Here is a 22,188-nt window from a genome sequence, read left to right as displayed (position 1 = left end):
GGAAATTATTCCATTGAAACGAATTCCTTTTCGGTTTTCGCAATCACAAGCGTAGCCACTCCGTTTCCAATGATATTGGTGATGGCCCTGGCCTCGCTCATAAACTTGTCGATACCCAATAAAAAAGCCAACCCTTCTAATGGTATCCGGTGAACAGCCGTTAAGGTAGATGCAAGCACAATAAAACCACTGCCGGTAACGCCGGCCGCGCCTTTGGAAGTCAGCATCAGCAATAATAATATCATGATTAATTCAGTGGTACTGAGGTGCACATTATACAACTGCGCCAAAAAAATAACAGACATGGACAGGTAAATGGAAGTGCCGTCGAGGTTGAAGGAATAGCCTGTTGGTATCACCAATCCTACTACAGGCTTGCTGCATCCCATATCTTCCAGTTTACGCATGATGGAAGGCAACGCAGCTTCGGAAGATGAAGTGCCCAACACGAGCAACAATTCTTCTTTGATGGACGAAAGGAATGACCAGATATTGAATTTAAAATAACGCATGATGCCGCCCAATACCAATGCTACAAACAAAAACATGGTCAGGTAAACACAAGCCATCAGTTTCATGAGGGGCATCAATGTGCTCAAACCAAATTTACCAATGGTAAATGCCATACCTCCGAAAGCGCCGAGTGGCGCGAGGTACATGACATATTTGAGGGCGCCGAAAACGTATCGCGATAAGGTTTGAAACAATCGGAGAGCGGCAGGCCGGTACCGCGAATAATTGAGTACAATACCCGTAACAATGGCTGCCAGCAGAACTTGTAAAGTGATGTTCGACTGAAAAAAGCCAATCCAACTGAAATGGGAAGATCTGGCGCCGGTATATTTGGAAGCATCCTGCAGGGGCAACCCTGTTTTATCGAGCAATCCCGGTTTGATCAGGAGCGCTACTGCAATCCCGATGGCCAGGGCTAAGGTAGTTACCACTTCAAAATACACCAGCGATTTGATGCCGATACGCCCTACTTTTTTCAGGCTGCCCATACCACTGATGCCTTGTACAATGGTAAGGAAAATAATGGGTGCGATGAACAATTTGATAATATCGACAAAGGATTTGCCGATAATTTCCATTTTAACTGCGGTAGCAGGGGCATAATGCCCCAGTAATATGCCGGCAATGATGGCAATAAGCACATAAAAGCTCAGGTGTCGGGTAATCTGTTTCCACATTTGCGGTCAAGATAATTTATTTTTGTTAGGTTGCAACCAGAACGCAAACCAATAACGATATGGCTGCCAGAACCGATCTGTTCCAATCGCCCGATTATTACGCGGTAGACGATCTGCTTACCGATGAACACAAACACATACGCGAAGCGGTACGCACTTATGTCAGGAAAGAAATATCTCCCATCATCGAAGAGTATGCCCAGCGCGCCGAATTCCCTTTGCAGATCGTAAAGCAAATGGGGGAGCTGGGCTGTTTCGGTCCAACTATTCCCGTGGAGTATGGCGGTGGCGGATTGGACTATATCAGTTATGGTTTGATGATGCAGGAGCTGGAACGCGGAGACAGCGGTGTGCGGAGTACGGCCAGCGTACAGGGAAGCCTGGTGATGTTCCCGATCTACGCTTATGGCAGTGAGGCACAGAAGAAAAAATACCTGCCCAGGCTGGCCAGCGGAGAATGGTTGGGTTGCTTTGGGTTAACAGAACCCAATCATGGCAGCGACCCCTCCAGCATGACGACACATTTTAAGGAGGCCGGAGACCACGTTATACTGAATGGCGCCAAAATGTGGATCAGTAACGCGCCTTTTGCCCAGGTAGCTGTGGTATGGGCCAGGAACGAAGCCGGAGAAATACAGGGTGTGATCGTAGAAAGAGGCATGGAAGGGTTCAGCACGCCCACCACGCATGGCAAGTGGAGCCTGCGGGCCAGCGCTACCGGCGAATTGGTGTTCGACCATGTAAAGGTTCCGAAAGAAAACATATTACCGGGTGCAAAAGGATTGAAAGCACCGCTCAGTTGCCTCACCAAAGCCCGTTATGGCATTGCATGGGGAGCATTGGGAGCCGCCATGGACTGTTATGATACCGCATTGCGTTATGGCAAAGAACGGGTGCAGTTCGACAGGCCCATCGCCGGATTCCAGTTACAGCAGAAAAAACTGGCCGAAATGATTACCGAAATTACCAAAGCACAACTACTGGTATGGCGCCTCGGTGTATTGATGAATGAAGGGAAAGCCACTCCCCAGCAGGTAAGTATGGCCAAACGCAACAGTTGCGAAATTGCTGCCGATATCGCCCGCGAAGCCCGGCAGGTATTGGGGGGAATGGGCATTACCGGCGAATACAGTATCATGCGGCACATGATGAATATAGAAAGTGTAATCACGTATGAAGGCACGCACGACGTACATTTGCTGATTACCGGTATGGATATAACCGGACTGAACGCATTCAAATAATACGGAGTATAATAAATGAACCAATGAAAATATTCTTGTTAGGATTGATGGGTACAGGAAAAACTTACTGGACAAAACGATTGTCGAAGAAACTGAAAGTCGGTGGCTACGACCTTGACCAGATGATAGAGGCACATGAAGAGAAAACCATTTCCGAAATGTTTGCCGAAGAAGGGGAAGATCATTTCCGCAAGACCGAATCGAAAATATTGCGCTGGTTTGGTGAGAAAAAAAGCTTTGTATTGTCTACAGGCGGAGGAACACCCTGCTTCAATGATAATATGGATTGGATGAACAAACAGGGCATAACCATCTGGATCGATGAGCCTGTTGATGTGCTGGTGCAAAGATTGCTACCGGAAAAAACGCATCGCCCATTGATCGCTTCCTTATCTGATAAGGAACTGAGCCGGTTCCTGGAGAATAAACTGGCCGAGCGCAGGTCTTTTTATAACCGTGCAAAAGGTCACCTGCAAGGTTCAGACATATCTGAAGAAGGATTTATTCAAATACTGAGGATCTATGCATAAAGGTTTTCTTACTACTGCGGCTTTGCTGGGTTGCCTGGCCGTAGCATTAGGCGCCTTCGGCGCCCATGCGTTAAAAGCAATAGTAACAGAACAAATGCTCAATGCGTATGAAACGGGTGTACGCTACCAGTTTTATCATGTTTTTGCTTTGGCACTGACAGCGCTGTGTATCAAACAAAACCCGCAACCTCACTTCCATACCGCGGGCCGTTTATTCATAACAGGTATCATTCTCTTCAGCGGATCACTGTATGTTATGACCTGGCTCGATGCCGCAGGAATAACAGGAATGAAATGGATAGGGGCGATAACACCTCTCGGCGGACTCGCATTCGTCGCCGCCTGGGTTTTCCTGGCGCTGGGCTTTCAAAAAGCGCATAAAGTGGAAAACTGAAAACCGGTTCACCAGTTTTGCACATAAGGCTGCATCCGTTTCGGGACTTTGGCCGTTAGCTTATATTTGTTTTCATGGCAAACCGCTTAAAAAAGAAAACGCCATCACCGCCCAGCCCGGAGCAACTAACTCCAGATAAGGAAACACAGGTAACTGTTACCGAAGTGGTGAAAGATGAACGTACTGCCAAGATCATTGGAGCGGTGAGCCTCTTGCTTACAGTCTTTCTTTTCGTAGCATTCACTTCCTATCTTTTCACCTGGCAGGAAGACCAGGATAAAGTATACCGTTTCGGTATTAAAATTTTTGCTACGGATGATGTGCACGTCAGCAACCTCTTGGGTGTATTAGGGGCTTATGTAGCGCACCTGCTTTTTTACAAAGGATTCGGACTGGCATCCTATCTCTTTTGTACTTTCTTCTTTGTGTTGGGTGTTAATCTCCTGTTCGGAAAAAAAATATTCAACCTGGTACGCAACCTCAAATATGTACTCGCAGGTTTACTGGTATTGAGTATGGGCTTTGCATTTGTAGCGAGAAACAGCAGCTTCTCCTGGGGAGGCGCTGTGGGAGAACTATTGAATGAATGGTTTATCAAATGGATAGGTAATGTAGGTACAGGTTTTTTGCTGCTGTTGGCCTTATTCAGCTATTTTATCTGGCGGTTCAATCCAACTTTCCGTATTCCCGAATGGAAACGCAAACCGGCTGCCCTCACTGTGGACCCGGATATTCATGCAGGTGAAACAGCCGGTGAAGCAATGTTTTTAAAAGAATGGAATGATGAAGAAGATCATACAGGCGAAGAATCGCCATTGAGCAATAACCGGTTGAAAGCAGAAGGGAAGGGCGTTGTAGTGATCATGCCGCAGGAAAGCCACAATCCGATGAACGAATTTGAAGTGTTGGAAAAAGAAGGTTTGGTAGATATGCCGGAGGAAGCGGCAGTGTCAATGGAGGAAGAGGAGTATGAGGAGGAAGCATCGGAAGAAGAAGTCTATGAAGAGGAAGAAGAAACCGAAGACGATGGATTAGAATTGGAGATCAAAGAAACCCCCGAAGCATCCGGAGAGACGATCAGTGAAACGCCGGGCAAACTGGGCACGAAATACGACGCCACCTTTGATCTGAAAGGGTATAAATTTCCTTCACTTGAATTGTTGGAAACACATGGCAGTGAAAAGATCGTACACGACCCCGCAGAGTTGGAAACCAATAAGAACCAGATCATCGCTACACTCAAGAATTACGATATCGCCATCCAACGCATAGCAGCTACAGTAGGCCCTACCGTTACTTTGTATGAGATCGTTCCGGCTCCCGGCGTACGCATCAGCCGGATCAAGAACCTGGAAGATGACATTGCATTGAGTCTTGCTGCACTGGGTATCCGCATCATCGCACCCATACCGGGTAAAGGAACCATCGGTATTGAAGTACCCAATGTTCGCAAAACGGTGGTCAGCATGAAGACATTGCTGGCCAGTGATAAGTTCCAGTCCAGCTCATTTTCACTGCCCATTGCCATCGGTAAAAAGATCGACAATGATCTCTTCATCGTAGACCTGGCCAGTATGCCCCACCTGCTCATGGCTGGTGCAACGGGACAAGGTAAATCGGTTGGTCTCAATGCCATACTGGTTTCATTGCTCTATAAGAAACATCCTTCACAATTGAAGTTCGTGCTGGTAGACCCCAAGAAAGTGGAGTTGAGCCTGTACAGGACCATCGAGAAACATTTCCTGGCCAAATTGCCCGGAGAAGACGAATCCATTATCACAGATACCAAGAAAGTGATCAACACCCTCAATGCACTTTGCATTGAAATGGATAACCGTTACGATCTGTTAAAAGAAGCAGGCTGCCGGAACATCAGGGAGTACAACGATAAATTCCAGGCCCGCCGGCTTAATCCCGAAAAAGGCCATCAGTATTTACCTTTCATTGTGTTGGTAGTGGATGAGTTTGCCGATCTGATCATGACGGCTGGCAAGGAAGTAGAAATGCCGATCGCTCGCCTGGCGCAGTTGGCGCGTGCAGTAGGTATACACCTGATCATCGCCACGCAAAGACCTTCCGTGAATATTATTACGGGTACTATCAAGGCCAACTTCCCCGCGCGAATTGCTTTTAAAGTATCGAGCAAAATCGATAGCCGTACGATCCTCGATGCAGGAGGTGCTGAGCAATTGATTGGTAAAGGTGATATGCTGGTCAGCTACAACGGAGAGATCACACGTTTGCAATGCGCGTTCGTTGATACGCCTGAGGTAGAGCATATTTGTGAGTTCATTGGAGAACAAAAAGGGTATCCACATGCTTTCCTGTTACCAGAATATATTGATGAAAAAGACCTGGAAGGAAAAGACTTTGATGTCAACGACCGCGACCCGCTGTTCGAAGATGCAGCGCGGCTGATTGTGCAAAACCAGGTAGGATCTACTTCGCTCATACAACGCCGCATGAAACTGGGCTATAACCGGGCCGGCCGGCTCATGGACCAGTTGGAGGCCGCCGGTGTGGTAGGCCCCAACCAGGGAAGCAAAGCCCGCGAAGTATTGTTCAAAACCGATGTGGAATTGCAGGAATTCCTTGATTCATTGATATAAGCCCTTTTCACTGACAATCATCCACTGTTCACCGATTGATGTAAACTTCTTTTTACCCAAACCATCCTTCCAATGGGGAAATTGTATATTTGCGCCCATTAATTGAAGCATAGCATGAAGAAATATTGTCTTTTCCTGTTGAGTTTGGTATTTGTTATCAGCCAGTCATTTGCACAGAACGACCCCGCCGCTAAAAAAGTACTCGATGCTGTCAGCGCCAAAGTGAGGAGCCTGAAAAGCATTGTTACTACTTTTTCTATACGCCAGTTAACCAGTAAAGGAAAAGATAATGGTACCAAAACAGGACAAATTTCTGTAAAGGGACAAAAATACCTGCTCAGGCAAGGAAGGATGGAAGTGATCTGCGATGGCGCCAAAACATATAACTATGATGGTAATAAGACCGTTACAGTAGCCGCAGCAGAGGAACCCGGACAAACATTGACTCCTCAGAAAATATTATCCGGCGCTTACGATAAAGATTTTTCATACAAACTGCTGCCTGCTCAGGGCAACTTTCATGTTATTGAATTGCGGCCCCTCGATGCCAGGAAAAACTTCCAGAAAGTAACCGTATATGTGGACAAAGCAAAGAGCCTCATTACAAAAGCAGTGATCCTGGATAAAAGTAATAATACCTTACAAGTGAGCTTCACCAAGATCAACACTTCAGCTAACCTGGCCGATAACCTCTTTGTTTTCAATAAGGGCAAATATCCCAAAGACGTAGAGATACTGGACTAAAGTAAACGATTACGGATGAAAAAATGGTTGTTCTTTGCCATGACACTTGTGGGCGCTCAAGTGCACGCCCAATATACTGTTCGATTAATTGTCAATACCGTTGCCACCCGCCAGCAGGAGGATATTTATATCGCGGGTAATTTCAACGCATGGAATCCCAAGGATGAAAACTATAAGTTGAAACCTTATGCTGGTGGTAGAAAGAGCATTGTTATGAAAGATGTTGCTGCCGGTACTTATGCATTCAAGTGCACCCGCGGCAGTTTCGATAAAGTAGAATGCGCAGCCGACGGACGCGATATCAGCGACAGGATTGTAGAGGTCAATAATGATGTGACGCTGGAAATTACCGTTGCCGGATGGAAAGATGATTACCCGGAAAGACCCAAACCATTCACGGCGAGTCCGCAGGTGCGCATACTCGACACCGCTTTCAGCATACCGCAGTTGGATAGAAAAAGACGTGTTTGGGTATACCTGCCCAAAGGCTACGCGACTGCTGCTAAAACTTACCCCGTGCTTTATATGCAGGACGGACAAAACCTGTTCAATGAACAAACGGCCGCTTTTGGTGAATGGGGCGTAGATGAATGTCTCGACACTTTGCAGCAACAGTTAGGAAAAGAGTGTATTGTAGTAGGTATTGATCATGGCGGCACGAAACGCATGACCGAATACAATCCCTACGACAATGATAAGTTCGGAACGGGGGAGGGTAAGCGCTATGTAGATTTTCTTGCGCATACATTGAAGCCTTATATCGACAGCAAATACAGAACCCAGAAAGCATCTGAACATAATTTTATAGCTGGCAGCAGCATGGGTGGATTGATCAGCCTGTATGCGGTGATGCAGTATCCTTCGGTATTTGGGGGCGCCGGCGTATTCTCACCTGCTTTATGGACCGCTCCGGCCATCTATAGCGATCTGGAAAATTTCAGCACACCCACCATGCCTAAATTCTATTTTTATGCAGGTGCCAAAGAAAGTGCTACCATGGTCAGCGATATGCAGAAAGCATCGGATATCCTCCAGAAAAAACAACGCTATGTTATTCGAAATGTAGTGAACCCGCTTGGACAGCATAATGAAAAATACTGGAGACAAGAGTTTGCGGCGTTTTACGTCTGGCTCGTGAAGGAGAATTTCTGATTTCAGATTTGATTGTACGATTTGTTCAGCTTAAATCAGAAATGATCAAATCAGAAATCAGACATAATAAGTTACTCCCTCAATCGCCAACTGTGTATTCGGAAATGCCTGTATGGTTTCTTCTAAAAACGTTTCCAGGGTTTCATATTTACTGCTGAAATGACCAATCAGCAGCTTGCTTGCATTGGCCTTTTGGGCAATGGCTGCGGCTTGCAGGGTAGTGGAGTGGTAACGTGCAGCCGCTCTTTCTTCCAGGTCTTTCAGGTAAGTAGTCTCGTGGTAAAGCAGGCTTACATCTTTTGTTTTATCGGCAATCGATTCATCGTAAATGGTATCTGCGCAGAACGCATAACTTTTTGGAGGAATACCCGGCCGGGTTACCCATTCATTTTTGATGATCTCTCCTGATCTCGTTTCATAATCGAGCCCTTCTTTCAGCCTTTCATAATACGCAGCGGGAATTTGATAAGCCGTTATTTTATCCTTATCGATCTTGCGCGGTTTCTTTTTCTCGCGTATGATAAAACCCCAACAAGGTATACGATGACGGGTAGCAAAACAGGAAACTGAAAATTTGGGATGATCGATCAGCACTCCTTCTTTTTCCAGCGGATGAAAATGCAGCGTGAAAGGCAATGCGGTAGAAGCCGCTTCCAATTGCAGATGGATGATGTCTTTCAGGGGAGGGGGCGCATAAATGTGCAGGTCCTGCTCCCTGCCCAGCAAACCCATACTGGTGATGAGCCCGAGCAGGCCAAAATAATGGTCGCCATGCAGGTGCGAAATGAATATATGGTTGATTTTGCCCCGCTTGACCTTATACCTGGCCAACTGCATTTGGGTACCTTCGCCGCAGTCAATCAGGAACAATTGCTCGTTCAATGTTACCACCTGTGCGGTAGGGTGCCTTTCATAGGCTGGAAGAGCCGAATTATTGCCTAATATGGTAACGCCAAACATAAGGAATCGTCTGAAAATGAATTAAATAGAATGATATAGCAGGTTACAAATAAACAATTTTCCTTTTGTATCTAAAAATACTGCCATAAATTCTCCATTTTGCATTATTCTTCCTAACTTTGCCGCCGATAAAAAAAGAAAAGAAACCATTCGGAGTCTTATTTAAACATTTTGAGATGCCTTATTTAACCAAAGAAAAAAAAGCAAGCATTTTTGCTGAGTACGGTGGAAAAGCAACCAATACAGGTTCTATTGAAGGACAGGTGGCTTTGCTGACCGAACGAATCACTGAAATTTCCAATCATCTGCAAGCTAACAAAAAAGACCATTCCACACAACGTGGCCTGATGCAAATGGTAGGTCAGCGTAAGCGGTTGCTTGGATACATGCAAAAGCACAACCTGCAGGGTTACCGTGCGCTCATCGAGAAATTAGGTCTGAGAAAATAATTTTTCAGTCATGATAAATCGGCTATTCCCAACTGGTCTTTAAAGCGGTTGGGAATAGTTATTTTTATCGGTCTCCCGTTGATAAGACTTCATTCCTTAACAAAACACCATTATGTTATCACAACCAATCAGTGTGCGTTTCGACCTGGGAGGCAACCGCGAGGTGCTCATCGAAACCGGCAAACTGGCCCGCCAGGCCGACGGTGCTGTAACCGTTCGCCAGGGCAATTGTATCATCCTGGCTACTGTTGTAGCCAACAAGGAGCCCAGAGAAGGGCAAGACTTCTTCCCCCTGAGTGTTGATTACCAGGAAAAATTTGCTTCAGCCGGCCGTATACCGGGCTCTTTCTTCAAACGTGAAGCCAGACTGAACGATTACGAAATATTGACCAGCCGCCTGATAGACCGCGCGCTGCGTCCGCTTTTCCCCGAAGATTATTTTTGCGATGTACAGGTACTCGTGACCCTGGTGTCCAGCGATCCTGAGATTATGCCCGATTCATTGGCCTGCCTGGCTGCATCAGCAGCATTAGCCGTTTCAGATATTCCCATCAAAGAGATCATCAGTGAAGTGCGTATCAGCCGCCTTAACGGAGAATTTATTGTGAACCCCACCCGCAGTCAGTTGGAGCAGTCAGACCTGGAATTTGTGATCGCTGCCACTGAAAAGAACCTGATGATGGTGGAAGGAGAAGCCAAAGAATGTTCTGAGGCCGACCTGGTAAAAGCGCTGGAACTGGCGCACGATGCCATCCGCGTACACATCAAAGCACAGGAAGAACTGAAAGCGAAAAAAGGTATTACTTCCAAGCGCGATTATACAAAGCCCGAAGAAGACGAGGCTTTGAAAGAAAAAGTGACCGCCTTCGCCAAAGAAAAAGTATACCAGATATCCCGCAAAGGTTCCAGCAAGCACGAGCGTACAGATGCTTATGCGCTGGTGAAAGAAGAATTGCTGGCCAGCCTGGGTGAGGAAGTTACCGACCTGCAAAAGAAACTGGCCAAGAAATATTACGAAGACCTGAAGTGGGAAGTGGTTCGTAACATGATCCTCGATGACCGCATCAGGCTCGACGGACGACAGCTCGACCAAGTACGACCCCTGGCCATGGAAGTAGACACGCTGCCCACACCGCACGGCTCTTCTTTATTCACAAGGGGTGAAACGCAATCACTTACAACAGTTACTTTCGGTACCGCTTTGGACGATCTGCTTGTAGAAAGCGCTGCTAAATCGGTAGATTCCAAGTTCTACCTGCACTATAATTTTCCGCCCTTCAGCACAGGGGAAGTGAAAATGATGCGCGGACAAAGCCGCCGCGAAGTGGGCCACGGTAACCTGGCCATGCGCTCGCTGAAGCAAATGATACCTACCGGTGATTATGCTTACACCGTACGCGTGGTGAGCGATATCCTGGAAAGTAATGGTTCTTCCTCTATGGCTACTGTTTGTGCCGGTTCACTGGCGCTGATGGATGCCGGCGTACCTGTTCCCAAGCACGTGAGCGGGGTAGCCATGGGATTGATCACACGCAACGATGGCAAATACGCTATCCTTACCGATATCCTGGGTGATGAAGATCACCTGGGTGATATGGACTTCAAAGTAACCGGTACGCGCGATGGTATCTGCGGCGTACAGATGGACATCAAAGTAGATGGTCTGAGCATGGAAGTAATGCGCGAAGCGCTGGAGCAGGCCCGCAAAGGCCGCCTTCACATCCTTGAGGCGATGTACGATTGTATTCCTGCTGCAAGACCCGATGTGAAACCACACGCACCGCGTATGGTGAAACTGGTTATCGATAAAGAATTCATCGGCGCTGTAATCGGACCCGGTGGTAAAGTGATACAGGAAATCCAGCGCGAAACAGGTACTACCATCAATATTGAAGAAGTGGGTAATACCGGTGAAGTGAGCATTTTCTCTCCGGAGAAGAGCGGGCTGGACAAAGCAGTAGCCTGGGTGAAAGGTATCACTGCCGTACCAGAGGTAGGCGATGTGTACGAAGGACCTGTAAAGGGCATCAAGGAATTCGGCGCTTTCGTGGAATTCATGCCCGGCAAACAAGGACTGCTGCACATCAGCGAGATCAGCTGGAAGCGCCTTGAAAGCATGGACGGACTGTTTAAGGAAGGCGATATGGTGAAAGTGAAGCTGGTAGGATTGGATCCTAAAACAGGAAAATTCAAGCTCAGCCGCAAAGTACTGATGCCCAAACCTGAAGTCAGACCCGAGGGAAAACCCCAGGGAGAAGCCAAAGCAGGAGAACAATAAGATAATTAAAAATTAAAAAGTTGAAAGTCAAAAGTTGCTGGTTCGCTGGCTACTTTTGACTTTTCCATTTTCATTGGAACATGACATCGCAATACCAATGCATTTCGATTCCTGTAACAGATGAGTTAGCCAGGGAGCAAATTATTGCCGAGTTGGCCGCGGCAGGTTATGATGGGTTTGAGGAGTTGGAAGGATCGCTGCAGGCTTATGTACCAGGCGAAATATTTGATGCAGATACGCTCCATGAAATATTGGGTAAGCATAATCTAACATATTCAAAATCGACCATTGAAAAACAAAATTGGAATGCGGTATGGGAATCCAATTTTGAGCCGGTTCAGGTAGAAGATTTTGTAGGGGTGAGGGCGGCTTTTCACCCGCCTTTTACAGGTGTGCAGCATGAAATTGTTATTACCCCCAAAATGAGTTTTGGAACCGGGCACCATGCCACTACTTACCTGGTTATGCAACTGATGCGTGACATTGGTTTTGAGGCTAAAACAGTGTTTGATTTTGGTACGGGCACGGGTATATTGGCGATACTGGCGGCTAAGCTGGGAGCCAAAGCCATACTGGCAGTGGATAACGACGACTGGTGCATAGAAAATGCACTGGAGAACACTTCAGTTAATGGTTCACAAAATATTGTAATAGAGAAAGTTAATGATGCAAGATTAAACCAAAAGTTTGATGTTGTTATCGCTAACATCAATAAAAACATCATCCTGGATAACCTGCCATATTTAGCGGATGACCTGGAACCGGGAGGAGATGTATTACTGAGTGGATTGTTAAAAGAAGATGAAGCTGATATAAGGGAAGCTTGCGGTAAAATGGGATGGGTGCATCAAAATACCCTGGAACGTAAGGGGTGGATAGCTTGCTGGTTTCGGCAATAATTATCCCCTAACGGCTTGTTAACTTATTATTATCTTCATTTAAGCTATATTTGTTTCCCCAAACTTCAACCGCCCCTGATGAACGAATTGTTGCTCATTGTATTAGCTTATTTGATTGGTTCAATACCAACGGCCGTATGGGTAAGCAGGTACTTCTTCGACATTGATATCCGCGACTATGGCAGCGGTAATGCCGGCGCCACCAATACCTTTCGTGTACTCGGCTCCAAATGGGGCAGCTTTGTAATGGTCATCGACATCATCAAAGGCGTGGTTGCCACTTCCCTGTATATTGTATTGCCTTATTACATGGCTGACGAATGGGCCCGCACCAATCTTATGATCGGACTGGGACTCTCTGCCGTGATAGGACATATTTTCCCTATCTGGGCTGGTTTCAGAGGCGGCAAAGGAGTTGCTACTTTATTGGGTATGGCTGTGGCCATCCAACCCCTGGTTGCGATTTGCTGTATCGGTGTTTTTCTTCTTGTTTTATACCTCACACGTTTTGTATCGCTCAGCTCTATACTGGCAGGTATTTCTTTCATGGTGTTCATTCTTTTTATCTTCAATGAAAAGGAACCCCTTTACCGCATTTTTGCCGTATTGGTGGCATTGATGGTGGTGCTCACCCACCAGAAAAACATAGGCCGCATACTCAAAGGAACAGAAAGCAAAGTGCCCATCCTCAAGTACCGCGATCGCCGCAAACAACGGAGAAACGCTGAATAGCCGTTAACCATTTTATTCCTGTTATCTCTTTTTCTTGCTACACATTTTTTGGCACGGTTCTTATCTTTGTATTGTATAAACCATTACTATGAAGAAACAAATCAAATTATTGGCAGGCATAAGCGTACTCGTTGCCTTTTCTTCCTGCACACGCAATGCGATCACAGGCCGAAGCCAATTGAACCTTGTACCGGAATCTGAAGTGCAATCGATGGCTTTCAGTCAGTATAAAGAATTCCTTTCCACCAATAAAGTAATATCACCTGCGGGCAACAGAGATGCTGAAATGGTAAAACATGTAGGTAACCGGCTGATCAGCGCCATTACCAACTATTATACTGAAAAGGGAATGAGCAATGAGCTGAGCGGCTATAATTGGGAGATCAACCTGGTGAACGACAAACAGGTGAATGCCTGGTGCATGCCCGGTGGAAAAATTGTGGTGTACAGCGGGCTGCTCGCTTATACCAGAAACGAAGATGCATTGGCCATAGTAATGGGGCATGAGATTACCCACGCACTGGCCAAACACGGTAACGAAAGGATGAGCCAGGGATTGTTACAACAAATGGGAGGCGTGGCGTTGTCTGTAGCCACAGCAAATAAACCTGCAGAAACGCAAAGCTTGTTCCAAACCGCTTACGGAGTAGGTACCAATATCGGCGTCATGCTGCCGTTCAGCCGCAAGAACGAATTTGAAGCCGATAAATTCGGGTTGATGTTTGCGGCTCTGGCCGGCTACAACCCCCGGGAAGCCATTCCTTTCTGGAAACGGATGGCCGATGCCAGTGCTGGTAATAAGCCGCCCGAATTCCTCAGTACGCACCCCAGCGACGAGGCACGAATTGAAAGATTACAGGCTATGATGGACGAAACCGTTAAAAATTATTACCATCCGTCTGGCAAGACTATGAGTAAAAATTAATATATAATAGGCGAAAAACCGAGAAAATACGTTAAAAAACGCGGTAAATAGGCAAATTTGCTGCGTTTTTCTTTGCATACCCGGTAACATTTTTTTAACTTTGCACTCCATATTACATTCCCCTGAAATCTATTTTAGGCATGTCAAATCAGAGTTTGTTTGAAAAGCTGCAGTTAAAAGATGAGAAGACCCTTTTGATTCAAGGTCTGCCTTCTTCCATCGAAAAACAGTTTACCAAGTTGTCTTATGCCAAGAATGTCACGCCTTTATTGAAGACCAAGAAGGTAGATTTTGTACTGCTTTTTGTACTCAGCCAATGCCAGTTGAATAATGTGCTTAAGGATATATTCCCGGCGTTGCATGATGACAGCAAATTGTGGGTGGCTTATCCCAAGACCACCAGCAAGATCGTTAGTGACCTCAACCGCGATTGCAGTTGGGAATTGCTCACGCAAAGCGAATATGAGTCGGTACGGCAGGTAGCACTCGATCATGTATGGAGCGCCATCCGGTTCAAGAAGACCGATAAAATACCCAACCGCAGCCGCGCATTTGCCGAAATGAAAAACGAGCCGGCCAACGGCATCGATTTTGAAAAAAGGCTCGTGGTTCCGCCCGTTGAGCTTGATAAATTGTTCGCTCGTCACAGTGATGCCCGCGAATTCTTTTCTTCACTCTCCTTCACCAACCAAAAAGAATACGTGAGTTGGATAGAAGGCGCTAAAAAAGAAGAAACCCGGAAAAGAAGGTTAGAGACTGCTTTAGAAAAACTCCTCGCAGGGAAGAAGAACCCTTCGGAAAAATAAGTTACTTCAAAATCACTGTTCCGATTTTTTTTGTCAGTTCGGTTTCAATTGCTTTCAGGTGCTTATGCACTTCCAGTAAGCGTTTGAAATCATCAAAGCCGGCTGTCTCCATATCGCGCTGGTTTTCTTCGAACATTTTTTTAATCTTGCGCAGCTTGAAATAATTCACGCTCATCAGTACATCCTGGTGCGCCGTGTCGCGATTGAGGATGTTCATGCCTTCCATCACTTCATCCCATTTTTGGCTCAGTTCGTAAGGGGGCAAAGTAATACCTGTTACCAACTGTCGTATGGTTTCATCATCGTGGTAAAGCAGTGTTTTTGGATTGGGCTCCAGTCCCTGGTAATATTGCGATTTATAGGTTTCGTATAATTTTTCCAATTGCGGTGTTTCGATATGGAATTGTTCCAGTTCTTCAAAAATGTACTCGGCTACAGCGCGTGTTTCATCCCATGAACGAAGACCATATTCCAGCAATACCCGCAGAACATTCCGCTCATGTGCTTCGTCTTGTAAAAAGAGCAGCTGTGCTTCATCGGGTACATGTTCTGGTTGTTGACCGGTTGATTCAAATGCCTGTTGCCTGTTGGTTTCGAAGGGCAGTTGTTTTTCTTCCTTGGCCAGGCGCTCGCGCTTGTATTTGTTTACCAGGGTGGTCAGGCCATTCTCATCAATACGTAAGATGCCGGCGCACTGGCGTATATAATCCTGCTGCTTGGTAAAATCTTCCACCCGGTTGATCCGGCTCAGGGTTTCGGCTACCTGGTTTACCACATTGCTTTTCTTCGTTACATCGCCACCCGCTTCCCGCAACATGACTTCGAGCTGAAAAATGATGAAGTCCTTTTTAGCCGCTGCTACGAATTCGTTGAAAGCTTTTGCGCCTACTTTATTTACATAGCTGTCGGGGTCTTCATTATCCGGTATCAGTACCAGGCGTACATCGAGACCTTCTTCCAGGGCCATATCGAGCCCCCGCAATGCAGCTTTCACACCGGCATTATCGCCATCATAAATAATGGTAAGATTGTTCGTGTATTTTTTGATCAGCCGTAGTTGATCGGTTGTAAGCGAAGTACCGCCACTGGCCACTACGTTCTCAATACCCGCCTGGTGCAGGCTGATGACATCGGTATAGCCTTCCACCAGCAAACATTCGTCGGCTTTATCGATGGCCATCCGCGCAAAATAAGAGCCGTAGAGGATCTTGCTTTTTACATACAGCTCATTTTCCGGCGTGTTAATGTACTTGGGTGCGTGGTCGTTCTTACCAATGATACGGGCGCCGAAGCCGATGATCTTGCCGGAGATATTATGGATGGGGAAGATGATGCGGCCGCGATAATTATCTACCAGCTCGTTGTTGTTGCGAACCGAGACCAGTCCGGTTTTAGGTAGTAATTCCGCGTTGAACTGGTTGGCCAGCAAAGCTTTGGTAAGCGTATCTTTTGTATCGGGATTATAACCCAACTGGAATTTATCGATCACGGTATCCCGGAACCCGCGCTCACGGAGATAAGAAAGTGCGATGGCTTTACCATTATCGGTATGCAGGAGTTGCTCGGTAAAGAATTTCTGCGCAAAATTATTGATCACGTAGAGGCTGTCGGCCGTTTGCAGGAACTGCTTTTGCTCGGCGCTGGTTTCGGTTTCCTCTACTTCTATATGGTATCGGGCAGCCAGCCAGCGGAGGGCTTCCACATAGCTGTATTTTTCATGCTCCATCAGGAAAGTGATGGTATTACCACTTTTCCCGCAGCCAAAACATTTGTAGATTTCCTTGGAAGGCGATACCGTAAAAGAAGGACCTTTCTCGTTGTGAAAAGGGCAGAGGCCGATATAATTGGTGCCCCTCTTTTTGAGTTTTACGAATTCACCTACCACATCAATGATGTCTATCCGGTTGGTGATCTGTTGTATGGTATGCTGGCTGATCATGGGGGCAGGAAGGCGAAGTTAGTGTACCTGATTAATTATTATTCCCTATTTTTATCCATGCTTAAAAAAGAACGGCAGGCTTTCATCATTCAGCAAATCAACATACATAATAAGGTGTTGTCGTCTGACCTGAGTGTACAATTGAATGTTTCCGAAGATACCGTGCGACGGGATCTCCAGGAGTTATCCGAGGAAGGCAAACTGATCAAAGTACATGGCGGCGCCTTGTCGAAGTCTTTTCATTTTACGCTGGAAACCAATACCATCTATTCCCAGCCCGAAAAAAGAAGCATTGCTTACAAAGCGGTACAGATGATCCACGACGGGATGCTGGTGCTGCTCTCTGGTGGAACCACCATACGGGAATTGGTAAAAGCCCTGCCACCTGAGTTGAATGCCACATTCATTACGGTGAGCGTACCCATTGCGCTGGCGCTCCTGGAGCACCCCAACAGCGAAGTGATCTTTTTAGGAAATAAAATATCCAAGAACGCACAAATGTCCGTCGGTGCAGAAGTGGTGCAGCGATTGTCCGGTATCCGTGCCGACCTGTGCATCCTCGGCACCAACAGCATCGATGCCAACCAGGGTATTACCGACCTCGAGTGGGAGATCATTGAAGTAAAAAGGGCCATGGTGAAAGCTTCTTATAAGACCGTTTCACTGGCCATTGCCGAAAAACTCAACACTGTACAGCGCCTCCAGGTATGCAAGCCCGAAGAGATCGATGTACTCATCACCGAACTGGAGCCTTCAGATCCTATTTTAAGGGCTTATCACGACAAGGGTATTATCGTGCTTTGATCAACAAACCTTTGTGGAGTTAGATATCATCATCACTAAGTAATTCCCGTTCTATTTCTTCCATCTGCACAATATCCCATGCTTCGCTTTCGGTAGGGGTAATATTCATCACATCCAGCATATCCGCTTCGGCAAAAGCCGCTTCTACCGGCTTTTGTAAGCAGCAAATCACGAATGATGTATTTTTTTCATAGAATTCCTGCTGGAGTGTTGCCAGAACGGCAGCAGCTGCTTCCTCAATAGAGAAAACATTTTCCAGATTTAGGACAATATTTTTAATGGGTTCTTGCAGCTTTTCGAGTGACTTTTCACGTATCGCGGCTGCTATATTGACAGTAAGTTCCGTCGGAATTGGCGTTACAACGGTAAATTTCTCCTTGGTATCAATTTTGACTTCCATTTATTGTAAATTTAGATTAACAGTTGTGTATAAGTGCCACACAACTTCGGTCAAAAATATTCGTTATAATTGTATAAATCCAATCTAGGTTATGGATAATAATTTTTCAGCACAGGTTAAAGAGATCATTTCTTTCAGCAGGGAAGAGGCGTTACGTCTGGGGAATGACTTCATCGGAACGGAACACCTATTATTGGGTTTGATTCGCGACGGAGATAATACCGCTATCAAGGTCCTGAAGCAACTCAATATTGATCTTTACGAATTACGCAAAGAAGTAGAATTGGCCGTCAAAGACAAGACGGGAAAAAATATTGCCAACATCAACAGCCTGCCGCTAACCAAGCAGGCCGAGAAAGTGATACGGGTAACCGTTCTCGAAGCAAAAGCGCTGAAGAGCCCGCTGGTAGAGACCGAGCACCTGATGTTGAGCATCCTCAAGAACAAAGAAAATATTGCCACCCAGATACTGAACCAATTCGATGTTGACTATGATCTTTTCCGCAATGAGCTGGGTATGGTAGGTACTACCAACCCGAACCCGCGGAGCGAGTTCACCGACGAAAACGAAGACGAATTCGACGAAGAAAAACGTGCTTCCGGATATCAGCAACAAAGGTCTGGCAAACAGGCAGGGAATGCCAAGAGCAAAACGCCGGTACTGGATAATTTCGGAAGGGATATCACCAGGCTGGCAGAAGCCGGTAACCTCGATCCCATTGTGGGCCGTGAGGCAGAGATCGAAAGGGTGAGCCAGATCCTTAGCCGCCGTAAAAAGAACAATCCTATTCTCATTGGTGAGCCGGGTGTGGGTAAGACAGCCATCGTAGAGGGACTGGCCCTGCGCATTGTGCAACGCAAAGTGAGCCGTGTGCTGTTTGATAAAAGGGTTATTTCACTTGACCTGGCTGCATTGGTGGCCGGTACCAAATACCGTGGCCAGTTTGAAGAGCGCATGAAAGCGATCATGAATGAACTGGAGAAGAACAGGGATGTGATACTCTTCATAGATGAGATACATACTATTGTTGGTGCAGGTGGCGCCAGCGGATCGCTTGATGCGTCGAATATTTTCAAACCGGCCCTGGCCAGGGGGGAACTCCAATGCATTGGCGCTTCCACGCTCGATGAATACCGTATGTACATTGAAAAGGATGGCGCATTGGACAGGCGTTTCCAGAAAGTGCTGGTAGAACCACCGAGCGTAGAAGATACCATTACCATTCTCAATAACATCAAAGCCAAATACGAGGACTTCCACAATGTATCGTATTCCGATGATGCCATTGAAGCGTGCGTAAAACTCAGCGACCGTTACATGACCGACAGGCTCCTGCCCGATAAAGCCATCGATGTGTTGGATGAAGTGGGTGCACGCGTTCACCTCAAGAATATCAATGTGCCTGAGAACATCGTTGAGCTGGAGAAAAAAATTGAAGAAGTTAAGAACGAAAAAAATAAAGTAGTCAAGAGCCAGCGTTTTGAAGAAGCTGCTTCTTTGCGTGACACGGAAAAAAGATTGGGAGAAGAGCTGGAAAAAGCCAAGACTTTGTGGGAGGAAGAGAGCAAACACAAACGTTACCCGATCTCCGAAGAAAACATTGCCGAAGTAGTGAGCATGATGACGGGCATACCGGTGAAACGCATGGTACAGGCCGAGACCGAGAAACTGCGTCGTATGAGTGAAGACATGAAAGCGATGGTGGTTGGCCAGGATGAAGCGATTCTCAAAGTGGTGAAAGCCATCCAACGCAACCGTGTGGGGCTCAAGGATCCGAAGAAGCCCATTGGTACTTTCATATTCCTGGGACCAACTGGTGTGGGTAAAACCGAACTGGCACGTGCACTGGCGCGCTATATGTTCGATTCGGAAGATTTGCTTATACGCATCGACATGAGCGAATACATGGAGAAGTTCACTGTAAGCCGGTTGATAGGTGCCCCTCCCGGTTATGTAGGATACGAAGAAGGCGGACAGCTCACTGAAAAAGTGCGTCGCAAACCTTACTGTGTGATCCTGCTGGATGAGATTGAAAAAGCACACCCCGATATCTACAACATCCTGTTGCAAGTGCTGGATGATGGACAATTGACCGATGGACTGGGAAGAAAAGTGGATTTCAAGAATACATTGATCATCATGACTTCCAATATCGGTGTGCGTCAACTGAAAGAATTTGGCGACGGTGTAGGATTTGCTACTGCTACGCGTATACAGAATGCAGAGGATAATAACAAAGCGGTGATTGAAAAAGCGCTGAAGCGTACTTTCTCTCCTGAATTCCTCAACCGTATCGACGATGTGGTGGTATTCAATACCCTTACCAGGGAGCACATCTTCAGCATTATCGACATACTGATGAAAGGTGTTTCGAAACGCCTCCAAAACCTGGGCTTCTCACTGGAACTCACAGATGCCGCTAAGGATTTTATTGCCGATAAAGGATATGACTCTCAGTTTGGCGCCAGACCGCTGCATAGGGCCATCCAGAAATACCTGGAAGATCCGCTGGCAGAAGAAATACTCAACCTGAACATCAAGCAGGGCGATGTATTGGTTGCCGATCTCGATAAAGAATCAGGTAAACTGACATTCGATTTCCGCAAGCGCGTGGAAGAAGGAGCGAATGTGTAAAGAGAAAGTAAGTACTGGTTATATCAAGCCGCTTCAATTAAAAACTGAAGCGGTTTTTGTTTTTATTATAGCGCCGTCACGGCCATCATTATTTCAAGTGCCTTTTGATCTCTCTGTCGGCATCCCTGTTCTTGATGGTTTCGCGTTTATCGTGCAGTTTCTTACCTTTTGCAAAACCGATCTCTACTTTCACCAGGTTTTTTTCATTGAGGAACACGCGTAAAGGAACGATGGTAACGCCTTTGTCTTTCAGCTTGACTTCCATCTTTTTCAATTCCTTTTTCGTGAGTAATAATTTGCGGTCGTGTACGGCAATATGATTGTTAGTGGTGCCGTGTGAATATTCGGCGATGTAAAGTCCGCGCACCCACAACTCCCCATCATCGAACAAACAAAATGCGTCGTTGAAACTTACTTTGCCGTCCCGAATCGATTTAACTTCGGTACCGAGCAAAGCAATGCCTGCAACATATTTATCTTCTATGTAGTAATTGAAATAGGCCTGCCTGTTATTCATTTCCTTCGCCATGGGCCTCTGCTGTTCAATGAAAGGATGATCAATTGCGGAACAGGGTGATCACTTCGGCCAACCTGTTTTTGAGTATTTTCCGGTCAATAATAAAATCCAGGAAACCATGTTCCAGTAAAAATTCGCTGCGCTGGAAACCTTCGGGAAGATCTTTCTTGATGGTTTCTTTGATCACACGTGGTCCCGCAAACCCAATCAGGGCACCAGGTTCAGCGATATTGAGGTCGCCCAGCATGCCAAAGCTGGCAGAGATGCCACCAAAAGTAGGATCGGTGAGCAGGGAAATATAGGGGAGTCCTGCATCGCTCAGTTGAGAAAGCTTACCACTGGTTTTGGCAAGTTGCATCAGGCTGAATGCGCTCTCCATCATACGGGCGCCACCGCTCTTACTGATTACCAGGTAAGGTAATTTGTGTTCAATGCAATAATCAACAGCACGGCTGAACTTTTCTCCCATCACACTGCCCAATGACCCGCCGATGAATTCAAAATCCATGCAGGCAACTACCAATCCTTGGCCATTGACAGTGCCGGTTGCCACGCGCATGGAATCCTTCAGGTTGGTCTTGGAATGGATATCATCCAACCTTTTCTGGTAAGGCTTCAGATCGGTAAAATGCAACGCATCAACGCTGAATATGTTATCGTACATCACAGTGTACGATTTGTTATCGAACAGGATGTCGAAATATTCCTCACTGCCTATGCGGTGATGGTAATTGCATTTCGGACAAACATACAGCGCTTCTTTGAGTTCTGTGGTAGTACAGATATAATTACATTCAGGGCATTTGCTCCAAAGCCCTTCAGGCGTTTCCTTTTTATCAGCCGTAGAAGTCAAAATACCCTTGCGTATACGCTTAAACCACCTGGGCTTGGCTTCTTCACCTTGCATTTCTTCTCCGGTCAGATTGACTTCAAAATCTTCTTCACGCTCTTTTTTCATATCGGACAATTCAAGTTGGGCGT

General features: G+C 46.4%; 20 protein-coding genes. 14 read left to right on the top strand and 6 right to left on the bottom strand.

The genetic code is table 11. The annotated features are described in order from the left end of the window. Nucleotides 1–5: 5 nt before the first annotated feature. On the bottom strand, nt 6–1,190 hold the full coding sequence (locus tag BLU98_RS00905; RefSeq protein ID WP_092721362.1) for a cation:dicarboxylate symporter family transporter: 1,185 nt from the start codon (nt 1,188–1,190) through the stop codon (nt 6–8). Nucleotides 1,191–1,249: 59 nt separating this feature from the next. Here BLU98_RS00905 and BLU98_RS00900 point away from each other — a divergent pair, with 59 nt between their 5' ends. From BLU98_RS00900 to BLU98_RS00875, 6 genes are all read left to right on the top strand, one after another. Next, nucleotides 1,250–2,434 carry an acyl-CoA dehydrogenase family protein gene (locus BLU98_RS00900; protein ID WP_092721361.1) on the top strand — a complete coding sequence of 395 codons (1,185 nt, stop codon included), beginning with the start codon at nt 1,250–1,252 and terminating at the stop codon, nt 2,432–2,434. Between the two features lie 23 nt (nt 2,435–2,457). Next, nucleotides 2,458–2,964, top strand: coding sequence for a shikimate kinase (locus BLU98_RS00895; protein WP_092721360.1), 507 nt, complete (start codon nt 2,458–2,460; stop codon nt 2,962–2,964). Continuing rightward, nucleotides 2,957–3,358 (top strand): DUF423 domain-containing protein, encoded by a 402-nt coding sequence (locus BLU98_RS00890; RefSeq protein ID WP_092721359.1) that lies wholly within the window; start codon nt 2,957–2,959, stop codon nt 3,356–3,358. The genes BLU98_RS00895 and BLU98_RS00890 overlap by 8 nt, the downstream gene beginning before the upstream one ends. 74 nt (nt 3,359–3,432) lie before the next feature. Next, entirely contained in the window at nt 3,433–5,967 is a 2,535-nt protein-coding gene (locus BLU98_RS00885; RefSeq protein WP_092721358.1) for an FtsK/SpoIIIE family DNA translocase, read from the top strand. Nucleotides 5,968–6,081: 114 nt separating this feature from the next. Then, on the top strand, nt 6,082–6,711 hold the full coding sequence (lolA1, locus tag BLU98_RS00880) for an outer membrane lipoprotein periplasmic chaperone LolA1 (protein WP_092721357.1): 630 nt from the start codon (nt 6,082–6,084) through the stop codon (nt 6,709–6,711). A 15-nt stretch (nt 6,712–6,726) separates the two neighbouring features. Next, nucleotides 6,727–7,863: an alpha/beta hydrolase gene (locus BLU98_RS00875; protein WP_092721356.1), complete on the top strand. Its 1,137-nt coding sequence runs from the start codon at nt 6,727–6,729 to the stop codon at nt 7,861–7,863. A 57-nt stretch (nt 7,864–7,920) separates the two neighbouring features. Here the strand turns inward: BLU98_RS00875 and BLU98_RS00870 are convergent, their stop codons facing one another. After that, nucleotides 7,921–8,823: a ribonuclease Z gene (locus BLU98_RS00870; protein WP_092721355.1), complete on the bottom strand. Its 903-nt coding sequence runs from the start codon at nt 8,821–8,823 to the stop codon at nt 7,921–7,923. Between the two features lie 176 nt (nt 8,824–8,999). Here BLU98_RS00870 and rpsO point away from each other — a divergent pair, with 176 nt between their 5' ends. From rpsO to BLU98_RS00840, 6 genes are all read left to right on the top strand, one after another. Continuing rightward, entirely contained in the window at nt 9,000–9,272 is a 273-nt protein-coding gene (rpsO, locus tag BLU98_RS00865; RefSeq protein ID WP_092721354.1) for a 30S ribosomal protein S15, read from the top strand. Nucleotides 9,273–9,384: 112 nt separating this feature from the next. After that, complete coding sequence (gene pnp, locus BLU98_RS00860; RefSeq protein WP_092721353.1) at nt 9,385–11,550, top strand: polyribonucleotide nucleotidyltransferase; 2,166 nt, start codon at nt 9,385–9,387, stop codon at nt 11,548–11,550. 80 nt (nt 11,551–11,630) lie between these two features. After that, nucleotides 11,631–12,449 (top strand): 50S ribosomal protein L11 methyltransferase, encoded by an 819-nt coding sequence (prmA, locus tag BLU98_RS00855; RefSeq protein WP_092721352.1) that lies wholly within the window; start codon nt 11,631–11,633, stop codon nt 12,447–12,449. A gap of 78 nt (nt 12,450–12,527) precedes the next feature. Next, nucleotides 12,528–13,181 carry a glycerol-3-phosphate 1-O-acyltransferase PlsY gene (gene plsY / locus BLU98_RS00850; RefSeq protein WP_026769808.1) on the top strand — a complete coding sequence of 218 codons (654 nt, stop codon included), beginning with the start codon at nt 12,528–12,530 and terminating at the stop codon, nt 13,179–13,181. An 88-nt stretch (nt 13,182–13,269) separates the two neighbouring features. Beyond that, the gene (locus tag BLU98_RS00845; RefSeq protein ID WP_092721351.1) at nt 13,270–14,106 is read left to right on the top strand and encodes a M48 family metallopeptidase; all 837 of its coding nucleotides are present in this window, start codon (nt 13,270–13,272) and stop codon (nt 14,104–14,106) included. Nucleotides 14,107–14,246: 140 nt separating this feature from the next. Then, complete coding sequence (locus BLU98_RS00840; protein WP_051348035.1) at nt 14,247–14,912, top strand: YdeI/OmpD-associated family protein; 666 nt, start codon at nt 14,247–14,249, stop codon at nt 14,910–14,912. A 1-nt stretch (nt 14,913) separates the two neighbouring features. On the opposite strand, the gene dnaG is transcribed toward BLU98_RS00840, so the two are convergent. Further along, nucleotides 14,914–16,851, bottom strand: coding sequence for a DNA primase (gene dnaG, locus BLU98_RS00835; protein WP_092721350.1), 1,938 nt, complete (start codon nt 16,849–16,851; stop codon nt 14,914–14,916). Nucleotides 16,852–16,908: 57 nt separating this feature from the next. Here dnaG and BLU98_RS00830 point away from each other — a divergent pair, with 57 nt between their 5' ends. Next, nucleotides 16,909–17,655, top strand: a complete 747-nt coding sequence (locus BLU98_RS00830) for a DeoR/GlpR family DNA-binding transcription regulator (protein ID WP_026769816.1) — start codon at nt 16,909–16,911, stop codon at nt 17,653–17,655. Nucleotides 17,656–17,674: 19 nt separating this feature from the next. Here the strand turns inward: BLU98_RS00830 and BLU98_RS00825 are convergent, their stop codons facing one another. Then, on the bottom strand, nt 17,675–18,055 hold the full coding sequence (locus tag BLU98_RS00825) for an STAS domain-containing protein (RefSeq protein WP_092721349.1): 381 nt from the start codon (nt 18,053–18,055) through the stop codon (nt 17,675–17,677). Nucleotides 18,056–18,146: 91 nt separating this feature from the next. Here BLU98_RS00825 and BLU98_RS00820 point away from each other — a divergent pair, with 91 nt between their 5' ends. Continuing rightward, nucleotides 18,147–20,690 (top strand): ATP-dependent Clp protease ATP-binding subunit, encoded by a 2,544-nt coding sequence (locus BLU98_RS00820; RefSeq protein ID WP_092721348.1) that lies wholly within the window; start codon nt 18,147–18,149, stop codon nt 20,688–20,690. Between the two features lie 88 nt (nt 20,691–20,778). Here BLU98_RS00820 and smpB read toward each other — a convergent pair whose 3' ends face one another. Beyond that, nucleotides 20,779–21,219 carry an SsrA-binding protein gene (gene smpB, locus BLU98_RS00815; protein ID WP_092721347.1) on the bottom strand — a complete coding sequence of 147 codons (441 nt, stop codon included), beginning with the start codon at nt 21,217–21,219 and terminating at the stop codon, nt 20,779–20,781. A 28-nt stretch (nt 21,220–21,247) separates the two neighbouring features. Further along, nucleotides 21,248–22,165, bottom strand: a complete 918-nt coding sequence (gene accD / locus BLU98_RS00810; protein ID WP_092721346.1) for an acetyl-CoA carboxylase, carboxyltransferase subunit beta — start codon at nt 22,163–22,165, stop codon at nt 21,248–21,250. Between the last annotated feature and the right edge of the window lie 23 nt (nt 22,166–22,188).

This window comes from Hydrobacter penzbergensis (assembly GCF_900106985.1).
GTDB classification, from domain to species: Bacteria; Bacteroidota; Bacteroidia; order Chitinophagales; family Chitinophagaceae; genus Sediminibacterium; species Sediminibacterium magnilacihabitans.
The sequence above is the reverse complement of the archived record's forward strand: the minus strand, read 5'-3'. Positions and strand labels throughout refer to the sequence as shown.

What these genes read in the sequence shown, in the direction of transcription:
- BLU98_RS00905 (WP_092721362.1), bottom strand. Translation starts at nt 1,190, where the DNA reads ATGTGGAAACAGATTACCCGACACCTGAGCTTTTATGTGCTTATTGCC.
- BLU98_RS00900 (WP_092721361.1), top strand. Translation starts at nt 1,250, where the DNA reads ATGGCTGCCAGAACCGATCTGTTCCAATCGCCCGATTATTACGCGGTA.
- BLU98_RS00895 (WP_092721360.1), top strand. Translation starts at nt 2,458, where the DNA reads ATGAAAATATTCTTGTTAGGATTGATGGGTACAGGAAAAACTTACTGG.
- BLU98_RS00890 (WP_092721359.1), top strand. Translation starts at nt 2,957, where the DNA reads ATGCATAAAGGTTTTCTTACTACTGCGGCTTTGCTGGGTTGCCTGGCC.
- BLU98_RS00885 (WP_092721358.1), top strand. Translation starts at nt 3,433, where the DNA reads ATGGCAAACCGCTTAAAAAAGAAAACGCCATCACCGCCCAGCCCGGAG.
- lolA1 (WP_092721357.1), top strand. Translation starts at nt 6,082, where the DNA reads ATGAAGAAATATTGTCTTTTCCTGTTGAGTTTGGTATTTGTTATCAGC.
- BLU98_RS00875 (WP_092721356.1), top strand. Translation starts at nt 6,727, where the DNA reads ATGAAAAAATGGTTGTTCTTTGCCATGACACTTGTGGGCGCTCAAGTG.
- BLU98_RS00870 (WP_092721355.1), bottom strand. Translation starts at nt 8,823, where the DNA reads ATGTTTGGCGTTACCATATTAGGCAATAATTCGGCTCTTCCAGCCTAT.
- rpsO (WP_092721354.1), top strand. Translation starts at nt 9,000, where the DNA reads ATGCCTTATTTAACCAAAGAAAAAAAAGCAAGCATTTTTGCTGAGTAC.
- pnp (WP_092721353.1), top strand. Translation starts at nt 9,385, where the DNA reads ATGTTATCACAACCAATCAGTGTGCGTTTCGACCTGGGAGGCAACCGC.
- prmA (WP_092721352.1), top strand. Translation starts at nt 11,631, where the DNA reads ATGACATCGCAATACCAATGCATTTCGATTCCTGTAACAGATGAGTTA.
- plsY (WP_026769808.1), top strand. Translation starts at nt 12,528, where the DNA reads ATGAACGAATTGTTGCTCATTGTATTAGCTTATTTGATTGGTTCAATA.
- BLU98_RS00845 (WP_092721351.1), top strand. Translation starts at nt 13,270, where the DNA reads ATGAAGAAACAAATCAAATTATTGGCAGGCATAAGCGTACTCGTTGCC.
- BLU98_RS00840 (WP_051348035.1), top strand. Translation starts at nt 14,247, where the DNA reads ATGTCAAATCAGAGTTTGTTTGAAAAGCTGCAGTTAAAAGATGAGAAG.
- dnaG (WP_092721350.1), bottom strand. Translation starts at nt 16,851, where the DNA reads ATGATCAGCCAGCATACCATACAACAGATCACCAACCGGATAGACATC.
- BLU98_RS00830 (WP_026769816.1), top strand. Translation starts at nt 16,909, where the DNA reads ATGCTTAAAAAAGAACGGCAGGCTTTCATCATTCAGCAAATCAACATA.
- BLU98_RS00825 (WP_092721349.1), bottom strand. Translation starts at nt 18,055, where the DNA reads ATGGAAGTCAAAATTGATACCAAGGAGAAATTTACCGTTGTAACGCCA.
- BLU98_RS00820 (WP_092721348.1), top strand. Translation starts at nt 18,147, where the DNA reads ATGGATAATAATTTTTCAGCACAGGTTAAAGAGATCATTTCTTTCAGC.
- smpB (WP_092721347.1), bottom strand. Translation starts at nt 21,219, where the DNA reads ATGGCGAAGGAAATGAATAACAGGCAGGCCTATTTCAATTACTACATA.
- accD (WP_092721346.1), bottom strand. Translation starts at nt 22,165, where the DNA reads ATGAAAAAAGAGCGTGAAGAAGATTTTGAAGTCAATCTGACCGGAGAA.